The sequence below is a fragment of the Streptomyces sp. NPDC048018 genome (assembly GCF_043202995.1).
Lineage (GTDB): Bacteria > Actinomycetota > Actinomycetes > Streptomycetales > Streptomycetaceae > Streptomyces.
On the sequence record NZ_JBIDBK010000009.1, the window covers coordinates 87,023 to 108,320 of the forward strand.

General features: G+C 71.2%; 21 protein-coding genes and 1 tRNA gene. 13 read left to right on the forward strand and 9 right to left on the reverse strand.

Annotated elements, in window-relative coordinates; translation table 11 throughout:
- Window positions 1-5: 5 nt before the first annotated feature.
- A complete protein-coding gene (locus ACGF1Z_RS29230; RefSeq protein ID WP_393009013.1) occupies window positions 6-1,007 on the reverse strand; it encodes an SMI1/KNR4 family protein in 1,002 nt (333 codons plus the stop codon).
- A gap of 281 nt (window positions 1,008-1,288) precedes the next feature.
- Here ACGF1Z_RS29230 and ACGF1Z_RS29235 point away from each other — a divergent pair, with 281 nt between their 5' ends.
- Together ACGF1Z_RS29235 and ACGF1Z_RS29240 are read left to right on the forward strand one after the other, a co-directional pair.
- Window positions 1,289-1,813, forward strand: a complete 525-nt coding sequence (locus tag ACGF1Z_RS29235; RefSeq protein WP_393009014.1) for a YwqJ-related putative deaminase — start codon at window positions 1,289-1,291, stop codon at window positions 1,811-1,813.
- 7 nt (window positions 1,814-1,820) lie between these two features.
- Complete coding sequence (locus ACGF1Z_RS29240; RefSeq protein WP_393009015.1) at window positions 1,821-2,321, forward strand: SUKH-3 domain-containing protein; 501 nt, start codon at window positions 1,821-1,823, stop codon at window positions 2,319-2,321.
- A gap of 12 nt (window positions 2,322-2,333) precedes the next feature.
- Here the strand turns inward: ACGF1Z_RS29240 and ACGF1Z_RS29245 are convergent, their stop codons facing one another.
- Window positions 2,334-3,695: a sensor histidine kinase gene (locus tag ACGF1Z_RS29245; RefSeq protein WP_393009016.1), complete on the reverse strand. Its 1,362-nt coding sequence runs from the start codon at window positions 3,693-3,695 to the stop codon at window positions 2,334-2,336.
- Between the two features lie 152 nt (window positions 3,696-3,847).
- Between ACGF1Z_RS29245 and ACGF1Z_RS29250 the strand changes: the two genes are divergently transcribed.
- The 8 genes from ACGF1Z_RS29250 (at window position 3,848) to ACGF1Z_RS29285 (ending at window position 10,527) form a co-directional block, all read left to right on the forward strand.
- Window positions 3,848-4,720 carry a hypothetical protein gene (locus ACGF1Z_RS29250; protein WP_393009017.1) on the forward strand — a complete coding sequence of 291 codons (873 nt, stop codon included), beginning with the start codon at window positions 3,848-3,850 and terminating at the stop codon, window positions 4,718-4,720.
- A gap of 24 nt (window positions 4,721-4,744) precedes the next feature.
- Window positions 4,745-4,816, forward strand: a tRNA-Gln gene (locus ACGF1Z_RS29255).
- A gap of 110 nt (window positions 4,817-4,926) precedes the next feature.
- A complete protein-coding gene (gene glmU / locus ACGF1Z_RS29260) occupies window positions 4,927-6,372 on the forward strand; it encodes a bifunctional UDP-N-acetylglucosamine diphosphorylase/glucosamine-1-phosphate N-acetyltransferase GlmU (RefSeq protein ID WP_393009018.1) in 1,446 nt (481 codons plus the stop codon).
- Between the two features lie 120 nt (window positions 6,373-6,492).
- Window positions 6,493-7,467 carry a ribose-phosphate diphosphokinase gene (locus tag ACGF1Z_RS29265; protein WP_393009019.1) on the forward strand — a complete coding sequence of 325 codons (975 nt, stop codon included), beginning with the start codon at window positions 6,493-6,495 and terminating at the stop codon, window positions 7,465-7,467.
- A 391-nt stretch (window positions 7,468-7,858) separates the two neighbouring features.
- Window positions 7,859-8,455 carry a 50S ribosomal protein L25/general stress protein Ctc gene (locus ACGF1Z_RS29270; protein WP_393009020.1) on the forward strand — a complete coding sequence of 199 codons (597 nt, stop codon included), beginning with the start codon at window positions 7,859-7,861 and terminating at the stop codon, window positions 8,453-8,455.
- A 102-nt stretch (window positions 8,456-8,557) separates the two neighbouring features.
- Window positions 8,558-9,154, forward strand: coding sequence for an aminoacyl-tRNA hydrolase (gene pth / locus ACGF1Z_RS29275; protein WP_393009021.1), 597 nt, complete (start codon window positions 8,558-8,560; stop codon window positions 9,152-9,154).
- Between the two features lie 45 nt (window positions 9,155-9,199).
- Window positions 9,200-9,643, forward strand: coding sequence for a hypothetical protein (locus tag ACGF1Z_RS29280; RefSeq protein WP_393009022.1), 444 nt, complete (start codon window positions 9,200-9,202; stop codon window positions 9,641-9,643).
- Window positions 9,644-9,771: 128 nt separating this feature from the next.
- Complete coding sequence (locus tag ACGF1Z_RS29285) at window positions 9,772-10,527, forward strand: LPXTG cell wall anchor domain-containing protein (RefSeq protein ID WP_393009023.1); 756 nt, start codon at window positions 9,772-9,774, stop codon at window positions 10,525-10,527.
- A gap of 99 nt (window positions 10,528-10,626) precedes the next feature.
- Here ACGF1Z_RS29285 and ppc read toward each other — a convergent pair whose 3' ends face one another.
- Complete coding sequence (gene ppc / locus ACGF1Z_RS29290) at window positions 10,627-13,356, reverse strand: phosphoenolpyruvate carboxylase (protein ID WP_393009024.1); 2,730 nt, start codon at window positions 13,354-13,356, stop codon at window positions 10,627-10,629.
- Window positions 13,357-13,592: 236 nt separating this feature from the next.
- Between ppc and ACGF1Z_RS29295 the strand changes: the two genes are divergently transcribed.
- Window positions 13,593-14,576 (forward strand): acyl-CoA desaturase, encoded by a 984-nt coding sequence (locus ACGF1Z_RS29295; RefSeq protein ID WP_393009025.1) that lies wholly within the window; start codon window positions 13,593-13,595, stop codon window positions 14,574-14,576.
- Window positions 14,576-15,253 (forward strand): TetR/AcrR family transcriptional regulator, encoded by a 678-nt coding sequence (locus ACGF1Z_RS29300; protein WP_393009179.1) that lies wholly within the window; start codon window positions 14,576-14,578, stop codon window positions 15,251-15,253. The genes ACGF1Z_RS29295 and ACGF1Z_RS29300 overlap by 1 nt, the downstream gene beginning before the upstream one ends.
- Before the next feature lie 45 nt (window positions 15,254-15,298).
- Here the strand turns inward: ACGF1Z_RS29300 and ACGF1Z_RS29305 are convergent, their stop codons facing one another.
- Together ACGF1Z_RS29305 and ACGF1Z_RS29310 are read right to left on the reverse strand one after the other, a co-directional pair.
- On the reverse strand, window positions 15,299-15,643 hold the full coding sequence (locus ACGF1Z_RS29305; protein WP_393009026.1) for a glyoxalase: 345 nt from the start codon (window positions 15,641-15,643) through the stop codon (window positions 15,299-15,301).
- Window positions 15,643-16,476, reverse strand: a complete 834-nt coding sequence (locus tag ACGF1Z_RS29310; protein WP_393009027.1) for a trans-aconitate 2-methyltransferase — start codon at window positions 16,474-16,476, stop codon at window positions 15,643-15,645. The genes ACGF1Z_RS29305 and ACGF1Z_RS29310 overlap by 1 nt, the downstream gene beginning before the upstream one ends.
- 163 nt (window positions 16,477-16,639) lie before the next feature.
- Between ACGF1Z_RS29310 and ACGF1Z_RS29315 the strand changes: the two genes are divergently transcribed.
- Complete coding sequence (locus ACGF1Z_RS29315) at window positions 16,640-17,137, forward strand: MarR family winged helix-turn-helix transcriptional regulator (protein ID WP_393009028.1); 498 nt, start codon at window positions 16,640-16,642, stop codon at window positions 17,135-17,137.
- Here ACGF1Z_RS29315 and ACGF1Z_RS29320 read toward each other — a convergent pair.
- The 4 genes from ACGF1Z_RS29320 to galT form a co-directional block, all read right to left on the reverse strand.
- Window positions 17,096-17,821, reverse strand: coding sequence for a LuxR C-terminal-related transcriptional regulator (locus tag ACGF1Z_RS29320; protein ID WP_393009029.1), 726 nt, complete (start codon window positions 17,819-17,821; stop codon window positions 17,096-17,098). The genes ACGF1Z_RS29315 and ACGF1Z_RS29320 overlap by 42 nt on opposite strands.
- A gap of 227 nt (window positions 17,822-18,048) precedes the next feature.
- On the reverse strand, window positions 18,049-19,206 hold the full coding sequence (gene galK / locus ACGF1Z_RS29325) for a galactokinase (RefSeq protein ID WP_393009030.1): 1,158 nt from the start codon (window positions 19,204-19,206) through the stop codon (window positions 18,049-18,051).
- Complete coding sequence (galE, locus tag ACGF1Z_RS29330; protein WP_393009031.1) at window positions 19,203-20,171, reverse strand: UDP-glucose 4-epimerase GalE; 969 nt, start codon at window positions 20,169-20,171, stop codon at window positions 19,203-19,205. Before galE ends, galK begins: the two co-directional genes overlap by 4 nt.
- Entirely contained in the window at window positions 20,168-21,208 is a 1,041-nt protein-coding gene (gene galT, locus ACGF1Z_RS29335) for a galactose-1-phosphate uridylyltransferase (protein WP_393009180.1), read from the reverse strand. Before galT ends, galE begins: the two co-directional genes overlap by 4 nt.
- Window positions 21,209-21,298 lie beyond the last annotated feature (90 nt).

Sequence of the window (21,298 nt, forward strand, 5' to 3'; positions counted from 1 at the left end):
CCAGATCACTCCCCTACCGGGACCACGGGCACGGCACGCGCGAAGCCGCCGTCCACCATCAGGTTCGCCACCGTCTCCAGCTCCGGCGGACTGCCCGCCAGACGCTGCAGGAACTCGTCGAAGTCCCCACCGCACGGCAGCAGCAACCGCTCCACCCGCTCGCCGACCGTCCAGCCCGCCGCCACCTCGCCGCCGTCCCGCGCGTCGTCGTACGCGCAGAACCACACCGACCCGACCGCCGCGCCCCGCACCTTCACCGCGAGAAGACCACCCTGCACGAACGCCACCCCGAGGTAGTCCTTCGTCAGGTGGTCCCGCAGACACTTGTTCACATAGACGAGGTCGTTGACCCCCGCCTCCTCACGCAGCGTGAAGAACGGCTGGTCCACCAGCAGCCCCAGCTCCGCGTCCAGCGCCGTGCCCACCGGAGCGGCACCACCCGCCGCCTTCAGGAAGGAACGGTACGCACCCGGCAGGCGGTACCCCAGATCCTCCTCCACACCCTGCACCTGCTGCTCCGACACCGACACCACACGCTTCGGCAACCCGAAGTGCACCGGCCGGGTCTCCTGCAGCGGCCGCGTACCCCGCTTCGACGCATCCACCGAACGCGCCGTCGCCACCCCGCCGTGATGCCGCAGCAGCGCCTTCACCTCGACCGGAACCAGCTCCAGACGCCGCGAATGCGCCACGTGATGCCACGTCCAGCCATGCGGCGTCGCCACCGGCGGAATCGTGTCCCACAACTCGTGCCCCGTCGCGGCCAGCGCCGCGTTCGCCGACACGTAGTCCGTCAGACGCAGTTCGTCGACGCCGAAACCCTCCGGCGGATCGGCGATCTCCGCCGCCGCCCGCGCGTACGGAGAGAAATCCGGGTAGCCGCGCTCGTCCACCCGCACCCCTCGGGGATGACGGGAGGCCCGGACCGGATCCGGGAAGTGCACGACCTGACCGGCGTACGCCGCGTTCGGCGGCGCGGTGTCCTGGCCGAGCCGACCTGTCGTCATGGCGGTTGCCCCCTGAGTGGCTGCTGGCTGCTTCTGCCTGTGGCTTCTACTGGCTGCTGGTCCGCACAGCCTATGCGCTGCCACAAGCCCCCGACCCGGCCCGCCCCGGCCGACCCCCGCCACCCCGCCCCCCGTCACCAACTGTCACGACGGCATGACAACAACGCCATGGTTCCGACACACCGAAAGCACGTTTCCGCGCCCCAGCTTCCCCATCGGGCACCGCGTTTGGCAGGCTGTTCACGCAACTCGGGGGATTGCAGGAGGGGAAGAGCCGCACCATGCACGCAAGCACCACACCAGCACCAACGCCCACGCAGGGTGACCCACGCCTCACCTGGGGCAGTGCCGCCGACACCCACCGCGCCCCCTTACTGCGCCACCGCCGCGACGGCATCCTGCCCACCGTCGGCGCGGCCCTCTCCGTCCGCGGCGAGACACTCACCTGCACCGCCGCCCGCGGCGACCTGCCACCCACCCTCCACCCACTCGTCCAGGACTTCCTCGACACCCTCACCAGCGGCCAGCGCGAACGCTTCACCGGACGCTGCCCCGAAGCCATCCTGCTCTCCCGGCACCTCACCGCCGCCGAGAACGCCCGCTCCAAACGCGCCCAGCGCAAACCCCTCACCCACAGCGAGGCCCGCCGCTCCCTGAAACAGGCCAAACTCACCGCACGCCGCATCCGCGAGGACGGAGACCCGCTCCACGGCAGCTACGCCGCACCCTGCCGCTCCTGCACCGCCATGCTCGCGCACTTCGGAGTCCGCACCGTCGACCCCACCGCCGCCACCCAGAACGGCTGAACCACCCATGCCCGACCTGAACAGCACCCGCTTCCCGGTCAACGTCGACGCCGCCCTCCGCGAGGCCGGCTGGCAACCCGGCCGCTGGGACATACAGCTCGCCGAACACTGGGCCGACCTCCTGCGCGCACACGTCTCACCCGCCGGACACCGCCACAGCGTCTTCCCCGCCGTCGTCGAAGCCTGGGCGGAATTCGGCGGCCTGCACGTCACCGCCCCCGGCCACGGACGCCAGATAGCACCCGCGACCCTCCGCTTCGACCCCCTCGCCGGCCTCCACCTCGCCCGCACCCTCGGCGACCTCGGCCGCGCCCTCGACACCGAACTCGCCCCCCTCGGAGAAGAAGGCGAAGAAGACGCCCAACGCGCCGTCCTCGCCATGGACGCCGAAGGCCGCGTCTACAGCATCGACCACACCGGCGACTGGTTCCTCGGCCCCGACATCGACACCGCCCTCGCCACCCTGATCACCGGCACCCAACCGACCCGACTCGTCGCCCAGGCCTGACCACACCCGCGGCTACGAGACCGACACCACCGGCAGCACCGCACTCACCCGGAAACCCCCCGCGTCCGTCGGACCCGACACGAACACCCCGCCCAACCGCGTCACCCGCTCCCGCATCCCCACCAGCCCGTTCCCCCCGCTCGGCAGATGCGCATCCGCGGCCGCCGCGTCCGACGGACCGTTCTCCACCTGCATCGCGACCTCCGCCTCACGATGCGCCAGACGGACCACCACCCTGGCACCCGCCGCATGCTTGTGGACGTTCGTCAACGCCTCCTGAACCACCCGGTACGCCGTCCGCTCCACATCGGCCCCGTACGCCCGGACCTCACCCACGACCACGAAATCCACCACCGCACCCGCCTCACGCGACTGCTCCACCAGAGCCTCCAGCGCCCCCAGACAAGGCCCACCCTCCTCGGCCCCGCCCTCCGCCGCCGCCTCCGCCGCAGCCGCAGCCGCCCGGCCCACCGCCGCCAACGGCACCACGGACGACTCCGCCACACCCACCGCACCCACCGACGGAGCCGCAGGAGACACCTCCTCCCGCAACACCCCCAACATCTCCCGCAACTCCGTCAACGCCTGCCGGCCCATGTCACCCACCAGCGCCGCGTTCCGCACCGCCTTCTGCGGATCCTTCAACGCCACCGCCTGCAACGCCGCCGCATGCACCACCATCAACGACACCCGGTGCGCCACCACGTCGTGCATCTCCCGCGCGATCCGCCGCCGCTCCTCCTGCCGCGCCCACTGCGCCCGCTGCTCCGCCCGGTCCGCCAGCAACGACAGCTCCTGCTCCAGACTGTCCGCCCGCTCCCGCAACGACTCCATCAGCCGACGACGCGCCCCTATGTAGAGGCCGAACAGCAACGGCGGGGCATTGAGCCCCAAGGTCATGAAGAGCGACACGACCGGCACGTACCAGCCGCTCGGATCGAAGTCCGGCTGCCCCGCGTCCGCCTGCGCGACGTCCTGCCGCAGACCCACCACCGTCACGACGTACACGGCGACCGTCGACATACCGGCCAGCGCGGCCGTGAACCGCCGGGGCACCTCGGACGCGGCCAGCGAGTACAGGCCCACGATCCCCATCAGGAAGCCCATCTCGGCCGGCGTGACGGCGATCGACACCAGCACGACCGTGATCGGCCAACGCCGCCGGACCAGCAGCACGGACCCCACCGCCAGCCCGAACAGCACCCCCACCGGCACCGGAACCGACGCCTTCCCGGCGAAACCGATCCCTTCCAGCCCGCACTCCAGCGCGGACACGACGGCCAGCGTCACATCCAGCACCACACTGCGCCGTCTTCCCCACCACCACCAGGTACGCGGCGCCCCCTCGCCCTGGTCTGCCCCCGTTGCGGTCATGCCCTCCACCCTACGGGCGAGCACCACCGATTTTCCCGCCCCTCCAGGGCCCCCGACGCCGCCCGTCAACCGGCGCGGACGGCAGTCGCTCGAACTGTTGAATCGACAGCGTTTTCGACACGGACGTCCGGATTCCGAACGAGGGTGTTCGCATGACCCGCAAGACACCGGAGACCAGCCGGTACGCCGACTTCGACGGCCTGCGCGCGCAGGCCGTCGCCTTACGCCGCGAAGGCCTCAGCCTCCGTCAGATCCGCGACCGCCTGAAGATCTACAACAACGACCTCCTCCACCGCCTCGTCGAGGGCGAGCCGGCCCCGGAGTGGACGAAGCGCCCCCGCGCCAAGGACGACCTCCGCGCCCGCGCCCGTGAGCTGCGCCTGGAGGGAATGACCTACGACCGGATCCAGGCCGAGCTGGGCTGCTCGAAGAGCTCGATCTCCCTGTGGGTCCGCGACCTGCCCAAGCCGGAGCGGCGCGATCCGTCAGAGCAGGCCAGGCTCGCCTCCCGGAAGCGCTGGGAGCACGAATCGGCCGTACGCGACGCACGGCGGCGGCACACCAAGCAGGCCGCCGCCGACGAGGTCGGGGCGCTGTCGGAGCGGGAACTCCTGATTGCGGGCACGGCGCTCTACTGGGCGGAGGGCGCCAAGGACAAGCCGTACTCCCGCCGGGAGGACGTCCAGTTCGTGAACAGCGATCCAGGCGTCATCCGGCTCTTCCTGGCCTGGCTGCGACTCCTGCGGATCGAGCCGGAGCGCCTGGCGTTCCGCGTCATGATCCACGCGACGGCGGACGTCGAAGGGGCTCGGCACTACTGGGCCGATCTCGTCGGCGTCGCTCCGAGCGCCTTCCAGAAGACCACGATCAAGACGCACAACCCGAAGACGGTCCGGAAGAACGTCGGCCCCGCCTATCGGGGGTGTCTCGTCATCCGCGTCTCCCAAGGCGCCGAGCTTTACCGTCGCATCGAGGGCTGGTGGTGCGGCATAGTAGGTGCCGTCGATTCGATCAGCACGACCTAATGTCCGATTTGGTCGACTTTGCTATCCCCTGTGGTGTAATCGGCAGCACTGGGACCTTTGGAGTCCTATGTCCGGGTTCGAGTCCTGGCAGGGGAGCCGAGTGGCGAAGGGTCCCGACCTCTCAGGTCGGGACCCTTACTCATGGCCCGCCCGGCACCCCCCGGTATCCTTCGGAAGTCCACCACCCGAAGCCGAAGGGCATTCCCGTGAGCGCCAACCGCCCGGCAGCCGTCGTCGTCCTCGCAGCGGGTGAGGGCACCCGCATGAAGTCGAAGACCCCCAAGGTCCTGCACGAGATCGCCGGACGTTCGCTCGTCGGGCACGTCGTGTCCGCCGCTCGCGAGCTGGAGCCCGAGGACCTGGTCGTGGTCGTGGGGCATGCGCGGGAGCAGGTGAAGGGTCACCTCGACGCGCATTACGCGGGGACGCGGACCGCGGTGCAGGAGGAGCAGAACGGGACCGGGCACGCGGTGCGGATGGCGTTGCGTGAGCTGGGCCGGGCGCCGGAGGGGACCGTGGTCGTGGTGTGCGGCGACACTCCGCTGCTGTCCGGGGAGACGCTGAGGGCGCTGGCCGACACGCATGTGGGTGACGGGAACGCGGTGACGGTGCTGACGGCCGAGGTGCCGGATGCGACCGGTTACGGGCGGATCGTGCGCGACGCGTCGGGTGCGGTGACGGCGATCGTGGAGCACAAGGACGCGTCGGACGCGCAGCGGGCGATCAGGGAGATCAACTCCGGGGTGTTCGCGTTCGACGGGGTGCTGCTGGCGGATGCGCTGGGCAAGCTGCGGACGGACAACAGCCAGGGTGAGGAGTACCTCACCGATGTGCTGTCGATTCTTCGCGAGGCGGGGCACCGGGTGGGTGCGTCGGTGGCGGTGGATCACCGGGAGATCCTGGGGATCAACAACCGGGTGCAGTTGGCGGAGGCTCGTGCGCTGTTGAACGAGCGGCTGCTGGAGCGGGCGATGCTCGCGGGTGTGACGGTGGTGGATCCGGCGTCGACGTTCGTGGATGTGACGGTGACGTTCGAGCCGGATGTGACGGTGTTGCCGAACACGTTGCTGCTGGGTGCCACGCATCTGGGTGAGGACGCGGTCGTGGGGCCGAATTGTCGCCTTGCGGACACGACGGTGGGGCGTGGGGCGCGGGTGGACAACACGGTGGCGGATTCGGCCGTGGTGGGCGAGGGCGCTTCGGTGGGGCCGTACGCGTATCTGCGTCCGGGGACGCGTCTGGGTGCGAAGGCCAAGGCGGGTACGTATGTGGAGATGAAGAACGCGCGGATCGGTGAGGGTACGAAGGTCCCCCATCTGTCGTATGTGGGTGATGCGACGATCGGTGATCACACGAACATCGGTGCGGCGAGTGTCTTCGTGAACTACGACGGTGAGGCGAAGCACCACACGACGGTGGGTTCGCATTGCAAGACGGGTTCGGACAACATGTTTGTGGCTCCCGTCACCATCGGGGACGGTGCCTATACGGCTGCGGGGTCCGTCATCACGAAGGATGTGCCGGCGGGTGCTCTGGCCGTCGCCCGTGGCCAGCAGCGGAATATCGAGGGTTGGGTGGCTCGTAAGCGGCCGGGTAGTGCCGCGGCGCAGGCTGCTCAGACGGCGTCCGGGAAGGCTGCTGTCGAAGACTGACCGGAAACGGGTGCGTCGAACTCGGCGTACCGTGATACGTGCACACAAATTCGGCTGGCTCGCACGCGCGCACGGGAGCGCGGGATTCGCGGCCAGAGAAACCGTCGAGGAGACAGTGCTGTGACCGGGATCAAGACGACCGGCGAGAAGAAGCTCATGCTCTTCTCCGGCCGCGCCCACCCCGAGCTGGCCGAGGAGGTCGCGCACCAGCTGGGCGTCGGGATCGTTCCGACCAAGGCGTTCGACTTCGCCAACGGTGAGATCTACGTTCGGTTCCAGGAGTCCGCTCGTGGCGCGGACTGCTTCCTGATCCAGAGCCACACGGCTCCGATCAACAAGTGGATCATGGAGCAGTTGATCATGCTCGATGCTCTGAAGCGGGCGTCGGCCCGGAGCATCACCGTGATCATTCCGTCGTACGGCTATGCCCGTCAGGACAAGAAGCACCGTGGCCGTGAGCCGATCTCGGCGCGTCTGGTCGCGGATCTGCTGAAGACGGCGGGTGCGGACCGGATTCTGACCGTGGATCTGCACACGGACCAGATCCAGGGCTTCTTCGACGGTCCGGTGGACCATCTGTCGGCGCTGCCGGTGCTGGCGGACTACGTGGGTGCGAAGGTCGACCGTTCGAAGCTGACGATCGTGTCTCCGGACGCGGGTCGGGTGCGGGTGGCGGACCGCTGGTGCGACCGTCTGGACGCGCCGCTGGCGATCGTGCACAAGCGTCGTGACAAGGACGTCGCCAATCAGGTGACGGTCCACGAGGTCGTCGGTGACGTGAAGGGCCGTGTGTGTGTCCTGGTGGACGACATGGTCGACACGGCGGGCACGATCTGCGCGGCTGCGGACGCGTTGTTCGCGCACGGTGCGGAGGACGTGATCGTGACGGCGACGCACGGCATCCTGTCGGGTCCGGCCGCGGACCGGCTGAAGAACTCGAAGGTGAGCGAGTTCGTGTTCACGGACACGCTGCCGGACCCGAGCTCGCTGGAGCTCGACAAGATCACGGTGCTGTCGATCGCGCCGACGATCGCGCGTGCGGTGCGTGAGGTGTTCGAGGACGGTTCGGTGACGAGCCTGTTCGAGGAGCACTGAGCCCGGGCCCGTGTGCCGGTGGGGTGGGGCCGTTTCCCTTCGGGGAGGCGGCCCTCCTTCGTGTCTGGCGGCCGTTCCCCGTGTCTTGCCGGGTCCTCTTCCCCGTGATCTGCCGGGCTCTCCTCCCCGTGTCCGGCCGGGCTCTCCTCCCCGTGATCTGCCGGGCCCTCCCCCGTGTCCTGCGGGGGTGGGGCGGCGGGGCGGACTGATCCATTTGGGCGGGCCGGAGAGGTCCGGCTAGACTGTCGTGGTTGCTCGGCGAGGGAGGCCGTGCCCGTGTGCTGGACGCACCGGGTGCCGGCGGTCCGTTATCGACGCGCTCTTCGTAGCAGGCCCACGCCAGTCGGGGCCGGGTGACAGTCGCCATCGTCACCACATACGAGGAGTGCACATGTCCGAGGTCAAGCTCACCGCGTCGATCCGTACCGAGTTCGGCAAGGGTGCCGCCCGCAAGATCCGCCGTGACGCGCAGATCCCCGCCGTGCTCTACGGCCACGGCACGGACCCGGTCCACCTGACCCTCCCGGGCCACGACACCGCCATGGCGCTGCGTACCCCGAACGTCCTGCTGGCGCTGGAGATCGAGGGCAAGGGCTCCGAGCTCGCCATCCCGAAGGCCGCCCAGCGTGACCCGCTGAAGGGCTTCCTGGAGCACGTCGACCTGATCCTGGTCAAGCGTGGCGAGAAGGTCACCGTCGAGGTTCCGGTCGTCGCCGAGGGCGAGCTGGCCGCCGGTGGCAACCTGCTCGAGCACGTTCTGAACACCCTTTCGGTCGAGGCCGAGGCCACCCACCTGCCGGAGTCCGTGACGGTCTCCGTCGAGGGCCTGGAGGCCGGTGCCTCCGTCCTGGCGCAGGACATCTCCCTGCCGAAGGGCATCACCCTGGTGACCGAGGCCGACGCCGTCGTCCTGCAGGTCCTGGCCGCGCAGGCCGAGGAGCCGGCCGCCGAGGGCGAGACCGAGGCCGCCGAGGGCGCCGAGGCCTGAGCCGTAGGCTCTGCCTGACGTGACGGGGTGACGGGCCCACGGGCCCGTCACCCCGTTTCTTTCTGTCCTGAGCACGTGTGGAGACGAGGAGACGAGACGCAGATGACGGACGAGGCGAACGCCCCCTGGCTGATCGTCGGCCTCGGCAATCCGGGTCCGGAGTACGCGGGCAACCGGCACAACGTGGGGTTCATGGTGGCGGATCTGCTGGCCGAGCGGATGGGCGGCAGGTTCAAGCGGGCGCAGAAGGCGCAGGCGCAGGTGGTGGAGGGCCGTCTGGGTGCGCCGGGGCCGGCGAACCGGCGGGTGGTGCTGGCGAAGCCGATGTCGTACATGAATCTGTCGGGCGGGCCGGTGACGGCGTTGCGTGACTTCTACAAGGTGCCGACGGCGCATGTGGTGGCGGTCCATGACGAGCTGGACATCGACTACGGGGTGCTGCGGCTGAAGGTGGGGGGCGGCGACAACGGGCACAACGGTCTGAAGTCGATGACGAAGGCGATGGGTGCGGAGTACCACCGGCTGCGGTTCGGTATCGGGCGTCCGCCGGGGCGGATGCAGGTGGCGGATTTCGTGCTGAAGGACTTCTCGTCGTCGGAGCGCAAGGAGCTCGACTATTTCGTGGACCGGGCGGCGGACGCGGTGGAGTGTCTGGTGACGGAGGGCCTGGAGCGGGCGCAGTCGGCGTACAACTCCTAGTGCGACTCCTGGCGGGTCTGCCGTACGACTGTACGATCGCGGGTCATGACGCACGTCCGTAACGCCGCCGTGGCCCTGGTCGTCCTGCTGCTTCTCGTCGGGGGCGCCTGGTCGTCCTGGGAGACGGCGCAGCATGTTCTGTTGTCGAAGGGGCGTGAGCACGGCACGTTGACGGTGACCGGCTGCAACGAGGAGACGTGCAGCGGCCGTTATACGCCGGATTCGGCGGGCTCGGGGCACCGCACGCTGACGATCGGGCATTCGGTGGCGGCGGAGAAGGGCGAGACGCTGCCGGTGGTGGTGAAGCCGGGTACGGAGGAGGCGGTCCGTACGGGCTGGGGCGGTGGGCTGCACGCGTGGCTTCCGCTGGGCGGTGCGCTGCTGCTGGCGGCGCCGCTGGTGGGTGGCGGGCTGCGGTGGGTGCGGACGGCGTGGGGGTTCGCGGCGGCGGGGGCGGCGGTTCTGCTGGGTGCGTTCTTCGCGCTTTGACGATTTCGGACAGTGTGGCGTGATCCCGCCGAATCGTTATCGTCCCTTGGCTTAGGGGCGACTTGGGGCGGCGGATAGGCTGCCACCGCCATCCCCCACGGCATCCCTCATCCCACAGTTGGACGACAATGCGACGTTCTCTCATATCCGCCGGCGCGCTCGTCGCGGCCGTTGCGGGCTCTCTCGCGCTGGCGCCGGCGGCTTCCGCCACGGATGGCCCGCACACTCTTCCGCTGCACCAGGCCAAGGACCTCCCCCTGACCGCCGCCGGGTGGACGGGCGAGAAGGAAAAGGTCTGTGGTGACATCCCGGCGGGCCAGGACGGCTGGCACTTCGTCCTGCCCGGCAGCGGCAAGGGTGACAGCGCCGTGTTCACCAAGCTGACCGTGACCTTCGAGCCCGGCGGCACGCAGGTCGTGACGGACTTCGGTCCGCCGTCCGACAAGCACGCCTATGTCGGCTCCGCGCCCGGCGCCAAGCTGGTCTCCGCCGAGGCCGAGGTCTCCGCCGAGGTCAGGCAGGGCTGGTTCAACCTCTCGCACACCTGCCCCGCGAGCAGCACCCCCACGCCCACCGGCACGCCGTCCGGCACCCCCTCGGGCACCCCGAGCGGGACCCCGAGCGGCACGCCCAGCGGGACCCCGTCCGGCACGCCGTCCGGCACGCCGTCGGGCACCCCGAGCGGGTCGGTCTCCCCCACCGCCTCGGCCTCGGAGAGCTCCGCGGCGGGGCAGCCCACGCCGAGCGCGTCCCCGTCCGCCGAGGGCGGCCTGGCCGAGACCGGTTCGAGCGCCCCCGTCGGCATCCTGGCGGCCGTGGCCGTCGCGCTCGCGGGTGCCGGTGCCTTCCTGGTGATGCGCCGCCGCAAGGCCCAGCAGCACTGACGCAGCGCCTGAACGACGACGGTGCCCCCGCCGGAGCCTGGCTCCGGCGGGGGCACCGTCGTTCGCGCGGAAGGCGTGCACGATCCGCGCGGAGGGGGATCAGCCGGTGTTGCGCAGCCCCGCCGCGACGCCGTTCACCGTGAGCAGCAGCGCGCGGGAGAGCAGCGGGTCGGCCTCCTCGCCGCGTTCGGCGGCGGCCCGCTGACGGTGCAGCAGGGCGACCTGGAGGTAGGAGATCGGGTCCAGGTAGGCGTCGCGGATGGCGAAGGTCTGCTGGAGCGCCGGGTTGGAGTCGAGCAGCTCCTGGCCGCCGGTCACCTTCAGGACCTCCTGGACCGTGAGCCGGTGCTCGGCCTCGATGGTCTCGAAGACGTGCTTGAGCTCGTCGGGCACGAGGGTGTCGACGTAGTGGCGGGCGATCCGCAGGTCGGTCTTGGCCAGTGTCATCTCGACGTTGGAGAGGAAGTTGCGGAAGAAGCCCCAGCGCTCGTACATCTCGCCGAGGACGGCGTCGAGGCCGGCTTCGCGCAGTGCCTTGAGGCCGGAGCCGACGCCGAACCAGCCGGGGACGATCTGGCGGGACTGGGTCCAGCCGAACACCCACGGGATGGCGCGCAGGCCGTCGAGCCCGGCGCCGGAGTCGGGGCGGCGCGAGGGGCGCGAGCCCAGGTGCAGGTCGGCGAGCTGGTCGACCGGCGTGGAGGCGAAGAAGTACGCGGGCAGGTCGGGGTCCTCGACCAGGCGCCGGTAGGCGGAGTGGGCGGCGTCGGAGACGGTGTCCATGGCGGCGTCCCAGCGGGCGAGGGCCTCGTCGGACTGGCGGGGCGCGGTGTGCAGGGCGGAGGCCTGCAGGGTGGCCGCGACGGTCAGTTCGAGGTTCTCCCGGGCCAGGGACGGGATCAGGTACTTGTCGGAGATGACCTCGCCCTGCTCGGTCACCTTGATCTCGCCCTCCAGGGTGCCCCAGGGCTGGGCGAGGATCGCGTCGTGCGAGGGGCCGCCGCCGCGGCCGACGGTGCCGCCGCGGCCGTGGAAGAGGCGCAGGCGGACGCCGTAGCGGTGGGCGACGTCGCGGAGCCGGCGCTGGGCACGGTGGATCTCCCACTGGGAGGTGGTGATGCCGCCGAACTTCGAGGAGTCGGAGTAGCCGAGCATGACCTCCTGGACGTCGCCGCGGAGCGAGACGAGGCGCCGGTAGGAGGGGTCGGCCAGCATGTCGTTGAGGATGACGTCGGCGGCCCTGAGCTCGTCGGTGGTCTCCAGGAGCGGCACGATGCCGATCTCGGCCCAGCCGGCGTGCAGGTCGAGGAGGCCGGCCTCGCGGGCGAGGACGGTGGCGGCGAAGACGTCGTCGGCGCCCTGGCACATCGAGATGATGTACGACTCGATGACCTCGGGTCCGAAGACCTTCAGGGCCCGCTTGACGGTCCGGAAGACGCCGAGGGTCTTCTGGCCGGCGGCGTCCAGCGGGGCGGGGGTCGGCGCGAGCGGGCGGCGGGAGCGGAGTTCCTTGGCGAGGAGCTTCTGCCGGTAGTCGCGCGGCATGTCGGCGTAGCGCCAGGACTCCTCGCCGAGCCGGTCGAAGAGCTGGCCGAGGGCGTGGTGGTGGGCGTCGGCGTGTTCGCGGACGTCCATGGTGGCGAGCTGGAGGCCGAAGGCGGCGAGGGTGCGGATGGTGCGGTCCATCCGGCCGTCGGCGAAGAGGCCGCCGCGGTGCTCGCGGAGCGAGGTCTGGATCAGGGTGAGGTCGCGCAGCAGTTCGGCGGTGCCGAGGTAGTCGCGTCCGTCCTGGTGCGGGGTGCCCTTGGCGAGGCGCTCGCGGGTGTTGAGGAGCTTCTGCCGGACGCAGGTGACCTTGAGCCGGTAGGGCTCCTCGGCGTTGAGGCGCTTGTAGCGGGGGCTGATCTCGGGGAGCCGCTCCAGGTCGGCCTGGAGGGACTCCAGGAGTTCCTCGGTGGCGCCGGCGTAGCGGATGGAGTTGGAGAGCAGTCCGCGCAGGTAGTCGACGACTTCGAGGGCGTCGGTGATGCCGTGCTCGTGCTGGAGGATCAGGACGTCCCAGGTGACCTGCGGGGTGACGTTGGGGTTGCCGTCGCGGTCGCCGCCGATCCAGGTGCCGAAGGTGAGCGGGCGGGTGCCGGCGGGCAGCTCGTAGCCGACCCGCTCCAGCTCGGCGGCGAGGTCCTCCAGGACGTCGCCGACGGCGTTGCCGTGCAGCTCGTCGAGGTAGTAGATGGCGTTGCGGGCCTCGTCGGCCGGCTCGGGCCGGACGACGCGCAGTTCGTCGGTCTGCCAGATGAGGTCGATGTTCTCGGCGAGCCGCAGGTCGTGGCGGCGCCGGTCGGCCTCGATGACCGGGGTCTCCAGGAGGACGGCGATCCGGCGGAGCTTGTTGAGCACCGAGCGGCGCGCGGCCTCGGTCGGGTGGGCGGTGAAGACCGGCCGTACGTTGAGGTTCTTGATCGTCTCGCGGACGTGGGCGGGGTCGCCGTCCTTGAGCATGTCGGCGGTGCGGGCGAGGAGACCGCCTTCGGCGGCCCGCCTCTCGCGCATCTCGCGGCCTCGGTGCACCTGTTCGGTGACGTTGGCGAGGTGGAAGTAGGTGGAGAACGCTCGTACCAGCCGGCCGGCGGTCTCGAGTTCGACTCCGCGCAGCAGCTCGGCGGCGGCCTCGCCGTCCTCACGGGTGAGGTGGCGGACCTTCTCGACGAGTTCCAGGAGCTCCGGGCCCTCCTGGCGGACGAGGGTCTCGCCGAGGAGATCGCCCAGTCGGCGGATGTCGGAACGCAGCTCGGCGCTGGCGGTGGAGGTCTGGTCGGCACTGCTCACAGGTGCGGCTCCTTGCAGTGTTTGAGCACGTCTGGAGGGGTACTGCAGGCTTGCGGACCGCGCTGTCCGACGCACCCAGGATAGGTGTCCGTCTTTCCGGCACGGCGAACGCCCCGCCTTTGGCGCTCTTGCCGCGGGCGGCGGCGCTGCCATACTTACGTCGCCGTAGGTTACGGGACCGTAGCCACGGCCTTCTTCCGTACGCGCCCCCATCCCTCACCCCCCAGGGGAGATCCATGACCACAAGCCCCCAGGTCACCTCGGAGTCCGAGGTGCTCGCCACCGCCCAGGCCCTTCCCTCCGCCACGCTGGGCGGGGACGACAAGCGTTCGATCGAGCAGATCACGCTGCTGATGTTCATCACGGTGCCCTTCCTCGCGCTGGTCGCGGCGGTGCCGCTGGCCTGGGGGTGGGGGGTGAGCTGGCTCGATCTGGGGCTGATGACGGCGATGTACTTCATCGGCTGCCACGGCATCACGATCGGCTTCCACCGTTACTTCACGCACGGTTCCTTCAAGGCGAGGCGTCCGCTGCGGATCGCGCTGGCGGTGATGGGCTCGCTGGCCGTGGAGGGGCCGGTGGTGCGCTGGGTGGCGGACCACCGCAGGCACCACAAGTTCTCCGACGCGGAGGGCGACCCGCATTCGCCGTGGCGGTTCGGCGAGACGGTCCCGGCCCTGCTGAAGGGCCTGTGGTGGGCGCACATCGGCTGGATGTTCGACGAGGAGCAGACGCCGCAGCACAAGTACGCGCCGGACCTGATCAAGGACCCGGCGATCCGGGCGGTCTCCCGGCAGTTCGTGCTGTGGACGGTGGTGTCGCTGGCGATCCCGCCGGTGGTCGGCGGTCTGGTGACGATGTCGTGGTGGGGCGCGTTCACGGCCTTCTTCTGGGGCTCGCTGGTGCGGGTGGCCCTGCTGCACCACGTCACGTGGTCGATCAACTCGATCTGTCACGCGGTCGGCAAGCGCCCCTTCAGGTCGCGGGACCGTTCGGGCAACGTGTGGTGGCTCGCGGTGCTGTCCTGCGGCGAGTCCTGGCACAACCTGCACCATGCGGACCCGACCTCGGCCCGGCACGGTGTCCTTCGGGGCCAGGTCGACTCCAGCGCGCGGCTGATCCGCTGGTTCGAGCAGTTGGGCTGGGCGTACGACGTCCGCTGGCCGGCGCAGGAGCGGATCGACGCCCGGCGCCAGGACGCGGCCGCCGACGCGGCATGATGGAGGATGTGGCGATCGACGGCAGTTCCCCGAGCACGAGCGAGCAGAAGCCCCGGCGTGGCCGTCGGGTGAGGATGACGGGCGCGGAGCGCCGTGAACAGCTCCTCGACATCGGTCGCACGCTCTTCGCGGAGAAGGGTTTCGAGGGCACCTCGGTCGAGGAGATCGCGGCGAAGGCAGGGGTCTCCAAGCCGGTGGTGTACGAGCACTTCGGCGGCAAGGAGGGCCTGTACGCGGTCGTGGTGGACCGGGAGATGCGTCAGCTGCTGGACATGGTCACCGGGGCGCTGACCGCGGGCCACCCGCGGGAGCTGCTGGAGCAGGCGGCGTTCGCGCTTCTCGACTACATCGAGCGCTACACCGACGGTTTCCGCATCCTGGTGCGCGACTCGCCGGTCGCGCAGTCCACGGGCACCTTCGCGTCGCTGATCAGCGACATCGCCACGCAGGTGGAGGACATCCTGGGTCTGGAGTTCAAGGCCCGCGGCTTCGACCCGAAGCTGGCGCCGCTGTACGCGCAGGCGCTGGTGGGCAGCGTGGCGCTGACGGGCCAGTGGTGGCTGGACGTGCGCAAGCCGAAGAAGGCCGAGGTGGCGGCACATCTGGTGAACCTGGCCTGGCACGGCCTGGACGGTCTGGAGCAGAAGCCCCGGCTGATAGGGCACCGCAAGAGCTGAGACCCACCCCGGGGGCGGGGCGCCGCACGGCGCCCCGCCCCCGGATCATTCCCAGGGCTCCAGGAACGCCGGCCGGTCGCGGCCCGGATGCCCGGAGCCGGGGCGCCGGGGGCCCGGCGGTTCGTCGGCCCGGCCCCCGGCGGTCCCTCGTCTTTCCAGGCGGGCGGCGTAGTCGGCGGCCCGGTGGACGCGCCGTCCCGGGTGCGCCTTTCCGGCGCCCCCGAGGTCGCCCTCCGCTCCCAGGGGGAGCCGTGCGGCTCCGGCGGCGGGGCGGCGGCCGCAGCGCGCGGCGCGCACGGGTTCGGGGACCCCGGTCCCGCCCGCGTGGTGGTCGCGGGTCAGCGGCTCGCTCCCGGCGGCGGGCTGCACGTGGTCGACGGCTCGTAACATCACAGGCCCTTCGTGGCGACGGCGAAGATCCGGCGGAACGGGAACGCGGTGCCGTGCGGCCCCGGCGGGTAGAACTCGCGCAGCCGTTCCCGGTACTGGTCGAGGAAGGCCTCGGTGGCCGCCCGGTCGTCCCTCAGGGCGGTGAGCACGGGCCGCAGCGCGGTGCCCTTGACCCACTCCAGGACCGGGTCCTCCCCCACGAGCATCTGGTGGTACGTGGTCTCCCAGACGTCGGTCTCGCAGCCGAGGTCGGAGAGCCGCTGCAGGTAGTCGGCCGGGCCCAGGATGTGCACGAAGCGGCGCCCCTGGTCCCCGATCCGGTCGCGCCACTCGGGGCTCTCGCACAGCTCCCCGAGCAGGGCGTGGCTGGGCGAGGTGAAGTTGCCGGGCACCTGGAAGGCGAACGTGCCGCCGGGCCGCAGTCCGTCGATCCAGAGCGCGAAGGACTCCGGGTGGTTGGGCACCCACTGGAGGGCCGCGTTGGAGACGATCAGGTCGTAGGGCTCGTCCGGGGTCCAGTGGGCCGCGTCGGCCGGCCGGAAGTCGAGCCAGCCGCCGCCCGCGGTGGTGCCGGCCCAGTCCTTCTCCGCGCGCTCCAGCATCTCGGGAGACAGGTCGAAGCCGGTGATGTGGGCGTCGGGCCACCGGTCGGCGAGGAGCGCGGTGACGTTGCCGGGCCCGCAGCCGAGATCGGCGACCCGGGCGGGACGCGCCTGGTTCGGCAGCTGCGGTATTCGGGCGAGCAGGTCGAGGAACGGGCGCGTGCGGTGCCCGGAGTGGTGCAGGTACTGCTGTGGGTCCCACGTGGGTGCGGCAGAGTCCACGGAATGCATGTTCGAAGCCCCCTTGCTGGAACGAGTTGCCGAAGCGGAACGGAGTTCCGGCCCGGTCCCTTCCCCATAGTCAAGAAGACTATATCTCGATATCGAGATACTTGACATCGAGAATCTCAAATACAAGAGACTTTATGTCAACAGACCCTCTACACTGATCGTCATGGAGGACGAGGTCGACCGGCTGGTCGCTGCATGGCGCCGAGAGCGCCCGGACCTCGACGTGGAACCGCTCGAGGTGCTCAGCCGTGTCTCACGCCTGGCCCGGCACCTGGACCGCGCCCGTCGACTCGCCTTCTCCGAGCACCAGCTGGAGCCCTGGGAGTTCGACGTCCTCACCTCGCTCCGGCGCGCCGGAGCGCCCTACCAGCTGTCCCCCGGACAGCTGCTCACCCAGACCCTGGTCACCTCGGGCACCATGACCAACCGCATCGACCGGCTCGCGAAGAAGGGCCTCGTCGAACGCCTCCCGGACCCCAGCGACCGCCGCGGGGTCCTCGTCCGGCTCACCCCCGAGGGCCGCGACCGCGCCGACCAGGCCCTGGCCGGACTGCTCGCCCAGGAGCGGGCGATCCTGGCCCGCCTGTCGCACACCCAGCGCGGCGAGCTGGCGGCCCTGCTACGCCGGCTGACCGCCCCGTTCGACAACATCCCCGGCTAGCGCGGGACCGGGCTCGTCGGCCGGCCCGACCCCGGCCCGGCGCGCGAGCGCGACCGCCGCCAGGGTGGAGTGCACGCCGAGCTTCCCGAGGACGTTCTGCATGTGCGTGCGGACGGTGTGCGGCGACAGGAACAGACGCTCGGCGACGGCCTTGCGGCCGAGGCCCGCCACCATGCAGCGCAGCACCTCCCGCTCGCGCGGCGTCAGCGACTCGACGAGCTGCTCGCTCTCCGTACGGTGCCGGCGCGCCTCGGTCAGCTCCCGCAGGACCCCCGTCAGCAGGGCCGGCGGCAGATGCGTCTCGTCCCGCAGGACGCCCCGCACCACCGCGAGCAGCCGCTGCAGCGAGCAGTCCTTGGCCACCCACCCCCAGGCCCCGGCCTGCAGGGCGAGCGCCGCCCGGCGGGCGTCGTCCTTCTCCGCCAGCACCACGGCCCGCACCCCGGGCCGCCCCGAGCGCACCTCGCCCACCAGCTCGACGCCGTCGGCGCCGCCCAGGTCGGAGTCGATCAGCATCACGTCGAACCGGCGGCCCTCGGCCGCGGCCCGGTCCAGACAGCGCAGAGCGGCCGGACCGCTTCCCGCGGCGGCCACGTCGACGTCGGGCTCCGCCGCCAGGGCAGCGGCGAGCGACTCGGCGAAGACACGGTGGTCGTCGACCACCAGAACCCGGATGCGGGCCACGGACACCCCCAAGTGATCGAGGAACGGGCCGGTGCGGGCACGACGCCGGGGACGGGTCCGTCGGCCGCACGGCCGCCGCCGTGCCATGACAGTCACCCGCCCAGGTCGCCGTACCCGACGGCACTCGATACCCCTGAATCAGCACCGGCCCCCACCGGCGCTGCGCACCAGAGTACGGGCGCCGCCACAGCCGGGAGGCGAAAACGCCGAAGTCGCCGGGCGCGGCGTCAGATCAGCCGGCGCGCCCCCGCCGACGGCACCGCCGGGAAGACGGCCGGCGCGGCGAACCCGGCGCCGGCGAAGGCCTTCTCCACCGCCGCCGTGACCGCCCCGGCCCGGTCCGCCTCGACGAGCACCACGGCGGAGCCGCCGAAGCCGCCCCCGGTCATCCGGGCCCCCAGGGCGCCGGCGGACACCGCGGTCGCGACGACCAGGTCCAACTCCGCGCAGGAGACCCGGAGATCGTCCCGCAGCGAGGCGTGCCCCTCGGTCAGCAGGGCGCCGACCGCGCGCGGGTCCCCCGCGTCGAGGAGCGCGACGGTCCGCTCCACCCGGTCGTCGTCGGAGACGACGTGCCGCACATAGCGACGAACCGTTTCGTCGCTCAAACGCGCGAGGGCGTCGTCGAGTTGCGCGGCCGGAACGTCGCGCAGCGCGCGCACGCCGAGCGCCCGCGCACCCGCCTCACACCCGGCGCGCCGCTCCGCGTACGCGCCGTCGCCGAGCTCGTGCTTGACCCGGGTGTCGACGACGAGCAGGGAGAGGCCCTCGGCCGCGAGGTCGAACGGCACCTGCCGGCAGGCGAGGTCACGCGTGTCCAGGAAGAGCGCGTGCCCCTCGACCGCGCACGCGGACGCCATCTGGTCCATGACCCCGCACGGCACCCCCACGAAGGCGTTCTCGGCCCGCTGGGCCACCAGGGCGAGCTCGGAGCGGGAGAGCCCGAGCCCGAACAGGTCGTTCAGGGCGAGGGCGACGACGACCTCCAGGGCGGCGGAGGACGAGAGCCCGGCCCCCGTCGGCACCGTGGACGCCAGGTGCACGTCGGCGCCCGTCACCGCGTGCCCGGCCGCCCGCAGCGCCCACACCACCCCGGCCGGGTAGGCGGCCCAGCCGCCCCCCGCGCCGGGCTCCAGGGCGGCGGCGTCGAGCTGGACGACGCCGCCCCGGGCATCGGCGGAATGCAGCCGCACCACTCCGTCGTCCCGGCGGGACACGGCGGCCACGGCCGTGTGGGGCAGGGCGAGCGGCAGCACGAAACCCTCGTTGAAATCGGTGTACTCACCGATCAGGTTGACCCGCCCGGGAGCGGCCCAGGCCCCTTCGGGGGCCGCCCCGTACAGTTCGCCGAACCCGTCCGCCACGCCCGCCCCGACACCGGTCATCCCTCTTCCCGCTCCTTCTTCCGTGCGAACGCCCACGCGTCCTCGACGATGGCCGCCAGGTCCGGGCGGGACGGAGTCCAGCCGAGCCGCTCGCGCGCGGCGTCGGCGGAGGCGACGAGCACGGCCGGGTCCCCGGCACGGCGCGCGGCCATGACCTCGGGCACCGGGTGGCCGGTCACCTTGCGGACGGTCTCGACGACCTCCCGCACGGAGAAGCCGTTGCCGTTGCCCAGGTTGCAGATCAGGTGCTCGCCCGCGGTCATCGCGTCGAGCGCGCGCAGGTGGGCCTCGGCGAGGTCGGCGACGTGGATGTAGTCGCGCACACAGGTGCCGTCGGGCGTCGGATAGTCGTCGCCGTAGACGTTGATGGCGTCGCGCCGGCCGAGCGCGACCTGCAGCACCAGCGGGATGAGGTGCGACTCGGGGTCGTGTCGCTCGCCGCACTCCCCGTAGGCGCCGGCCACGTTGAAGTAGCGCAGCGAGACCGCGGCGAGGCCGTGCGCGGCGCACTCGCCGGAGATCATGTGGTCGACCGCGAGCTTGGTGGCGCCGTAGGGGTTGGTCGGGGCGGTCGGCGCGGACTCGGTGATCGGCACGCTCTCCGGCTCGCCGTAGGTGGCGGCGGTCGACGAGAAGACGAGCTTGCGCACGCCGGCCTCGCGCATGGCCGCGACGAGCGCCATGGTGCCACCGACGTTGTTGTCCCAGTACTTCTCGGGCTTGGCGACGGACTCGCCGACCTGCGAGAAGGCGGCGAAGTGCAGCACACCGTCGTACGAGGCGTCGAGCCACCGCGCGGCGTCCTGGATGCGTCCCTCGACGAAGGCGGCCCCGGCGGGGACCCCCTCGCGGAATCCGGTGGAGAGGTCGTCGAGGACGGTGACCTCGTGCCCCGCTTCCAGGAGGTGGGCCGCGACCGTGCTGCCCACATAGCCGGCCCCACCCGTCACCAGGTACTTACTCAACTGCTTGCCACCTCTCGGAGTCTGTCGGCCGCGGACTCCGGCGACACGTCGTTCATGAACGCGCCCATGCCGGATTCGGTGCCCGCGAGGTACTTCAGCTTGCCAGAGGCCCGGCGGACGGTGAAAAGCTCCAGGTGCAGCGCGAACTCCTCGCGCGCGGGGTGGGCGACCGGCGCCTGGTGCCAGGCGGCGATGTACGGCGTGGGCGGCAGGCCGGTCCCGAAGAGGCGGTCGAAGCGGCGCAGGAGCTCCAGGTAGACGCGCGGGAACTCGTCGCGCGCGGCCGCGTCGAGCCCGGTGAGCGCCGTCGTGCGCCGGTTCGGGTAGAGGTGCACCTCGTACGGCCAGCGGGCGGCGAAGGGCACGAACGCGGTCCAGTGCTCCCCGGCGATCACCACCCGCTCGGCGCCCCGCTCCCGCTCCAGGACGTCGTCGAAGAGGTTGCGGCCGGTGCGGGCGCGGTGCGCGGCGGCGTTGCGCAGCATGGTGGCGGTGCGGGGCGTGGTGAAGGGGAAGGCGTAGATCTGCCCGTGGGGGTGGCCGAGGGTGACGCCGATCTCGGCGCCCCGGTTCTCGAAGCAGTAGACCTGCTCGACGCCGGGGCGGGCGGAGAGTTCGGCGGTGCGGTCGGTCCAGGCGGCGAGGACCAGGGCGGCCCGCTCCTCTCCCAGGTCGGCGAAGGACGCCTGGTGGTCGGAGGTGAAGCAGACGACCTCGCAGCGCCCGTTGGCGCCGGACAGCGAGGGGAAGCGGTTCTCGAAGACGACGACCTCGTAGGCGTCGGCTGGGATCTCGCTCTGCCAGGTCTCGCCGGAGGGACACAGCGGGCAGGTGTCGGCCGGCGGGTGGAAGGTGCGCCCCTGCCGGTGCGAGGCGATGGCGACGTCCTCGCCGAGGAGGGGGTCGTGGCGGATCTCGGAGGCGGCGGTGACGGGTTCGAGGGACCGTCGGTCGACGGCGTCGCGGACACGGTCCGGGTGCGCGTCGAAGTAGAGGAGCTCACGCCCGTCGGCGAGGCGGGTGACGGTCTTCTTCACGTTCACGCGGGCAGCCTCCAGCAGCCTCCATCAAACATAACCACTCATAAAAAAGCACAATCAAACATCCATGGCAACACTTGTCCCGGC

Bases quoted from the DNA above. Each gene is read 5' to 3' on its own strand.
- ACGF1Z_RS29300 (WP_393009179.1), top strand. From the start codon at position 14,576: ATGGAGGATGTGGCGATCGACGGCAGTTCCCCGAGCACGAGCGAGCAG.
- ACGF1Z_RS29315 (WP_393009028.1), top strand. From the start codon at position 16,640: ATGGAGGACGAGGTCGACCGGCTGGTCGCTGCATGGCGCCGAGAGCGC.
- ACGF1Z_RS29235 (WP_393009014.1), top strand. From the start codon at position 1,289: ATGCACGCAAGCACCACACCAGCACCAACGCCCACGCAGGGTGACCCA.
- ACGF1Z_RS29230 (WP_393009013.1), bottom strand. From the start codon at position 1,007: ATGACGACAGGTCGGCTCGGCCAGGACACCGCGCCGCCGAACGCGGCG.
- ACGF1Z_RS29280 (WP_393009022.1), top strand. From the start codon at position 9,200: ATGACGCACGTCCGTAACGCCGCCGTGGCCCTGGTCGTCCTGCTGCTT.
- ACGF1Z_RS29295 (WP_393009025.1), top strand. From the start codon at position 13,593: ATGACCACAAGCCCCCAGGTCACCTCGGAGTCCGAGGTGCTCGCCACC.
- ACGF1Z_RS29285 (WP_393009023.1), top strand. From the start codon at position 9,772: ATGCGACGTTCTCTCATATCCGCCGGCGCGCTCGTCGCGGCCGTTGCG.
- galK (WP_393009030.1), bottom strand. From the start codon at position 19,206: ATGACCGGTGTCGGGGCGGGCGTGGCGGACGGGTTCGGCGAACTGTAC.
- ACGF1Z_RS29310 (WP_393009027.1), bottom strand. From the start codon at position 16,476: ATGCATTCCGTGGACTCTGCCGCACCCACGTGGGACCCACAGCAGTAC.
- ACGF1Z_RS29270 (WP_393009020.1), top strand. From the start codon at position 7,859: ATGTCCGAGGTCAAGCTCACCGCGTCGATCCGTACCGAGTTCGGCAAG.
- ACGF1Z_RS29245 (WP_393009016.1), bottom strand. From the start codon at position 3,695: ATGACCGCAACGGGGGCAGACCAGGGCGAGGGGGCGCCGCGTACCTGG.
- ACGF1Z_RS29240 (WP_393009015.1), top strand. From the start codon at position 1,821: ATGCCCGACCTGAACAGCACCCGCTTCCCGGTCAACGTCGACGCCGCC.
- ACGF1Z_RS29250 (WP_393009017.1), top strand. From the start codon at position 3,848: ATGACCCGCAAGACACCGGAGACCAGCCGGTACGCCGACTTCGACGGC.
- ACGF1Z_RS29305 (WP_393009026.1), bottom strand. From the start codon at position 15,643: ATGTTACGAGCCGTCGACCACGTGCAGCCCGCCGCCGGGAGCGAGCCG.
- pth (WP_393009021.1), top strand. From the start codon at position 8,558: ATGACGGACGAGGCGAACGCCCCCTGGCTGATCGTCGGCCTCGGCAAT.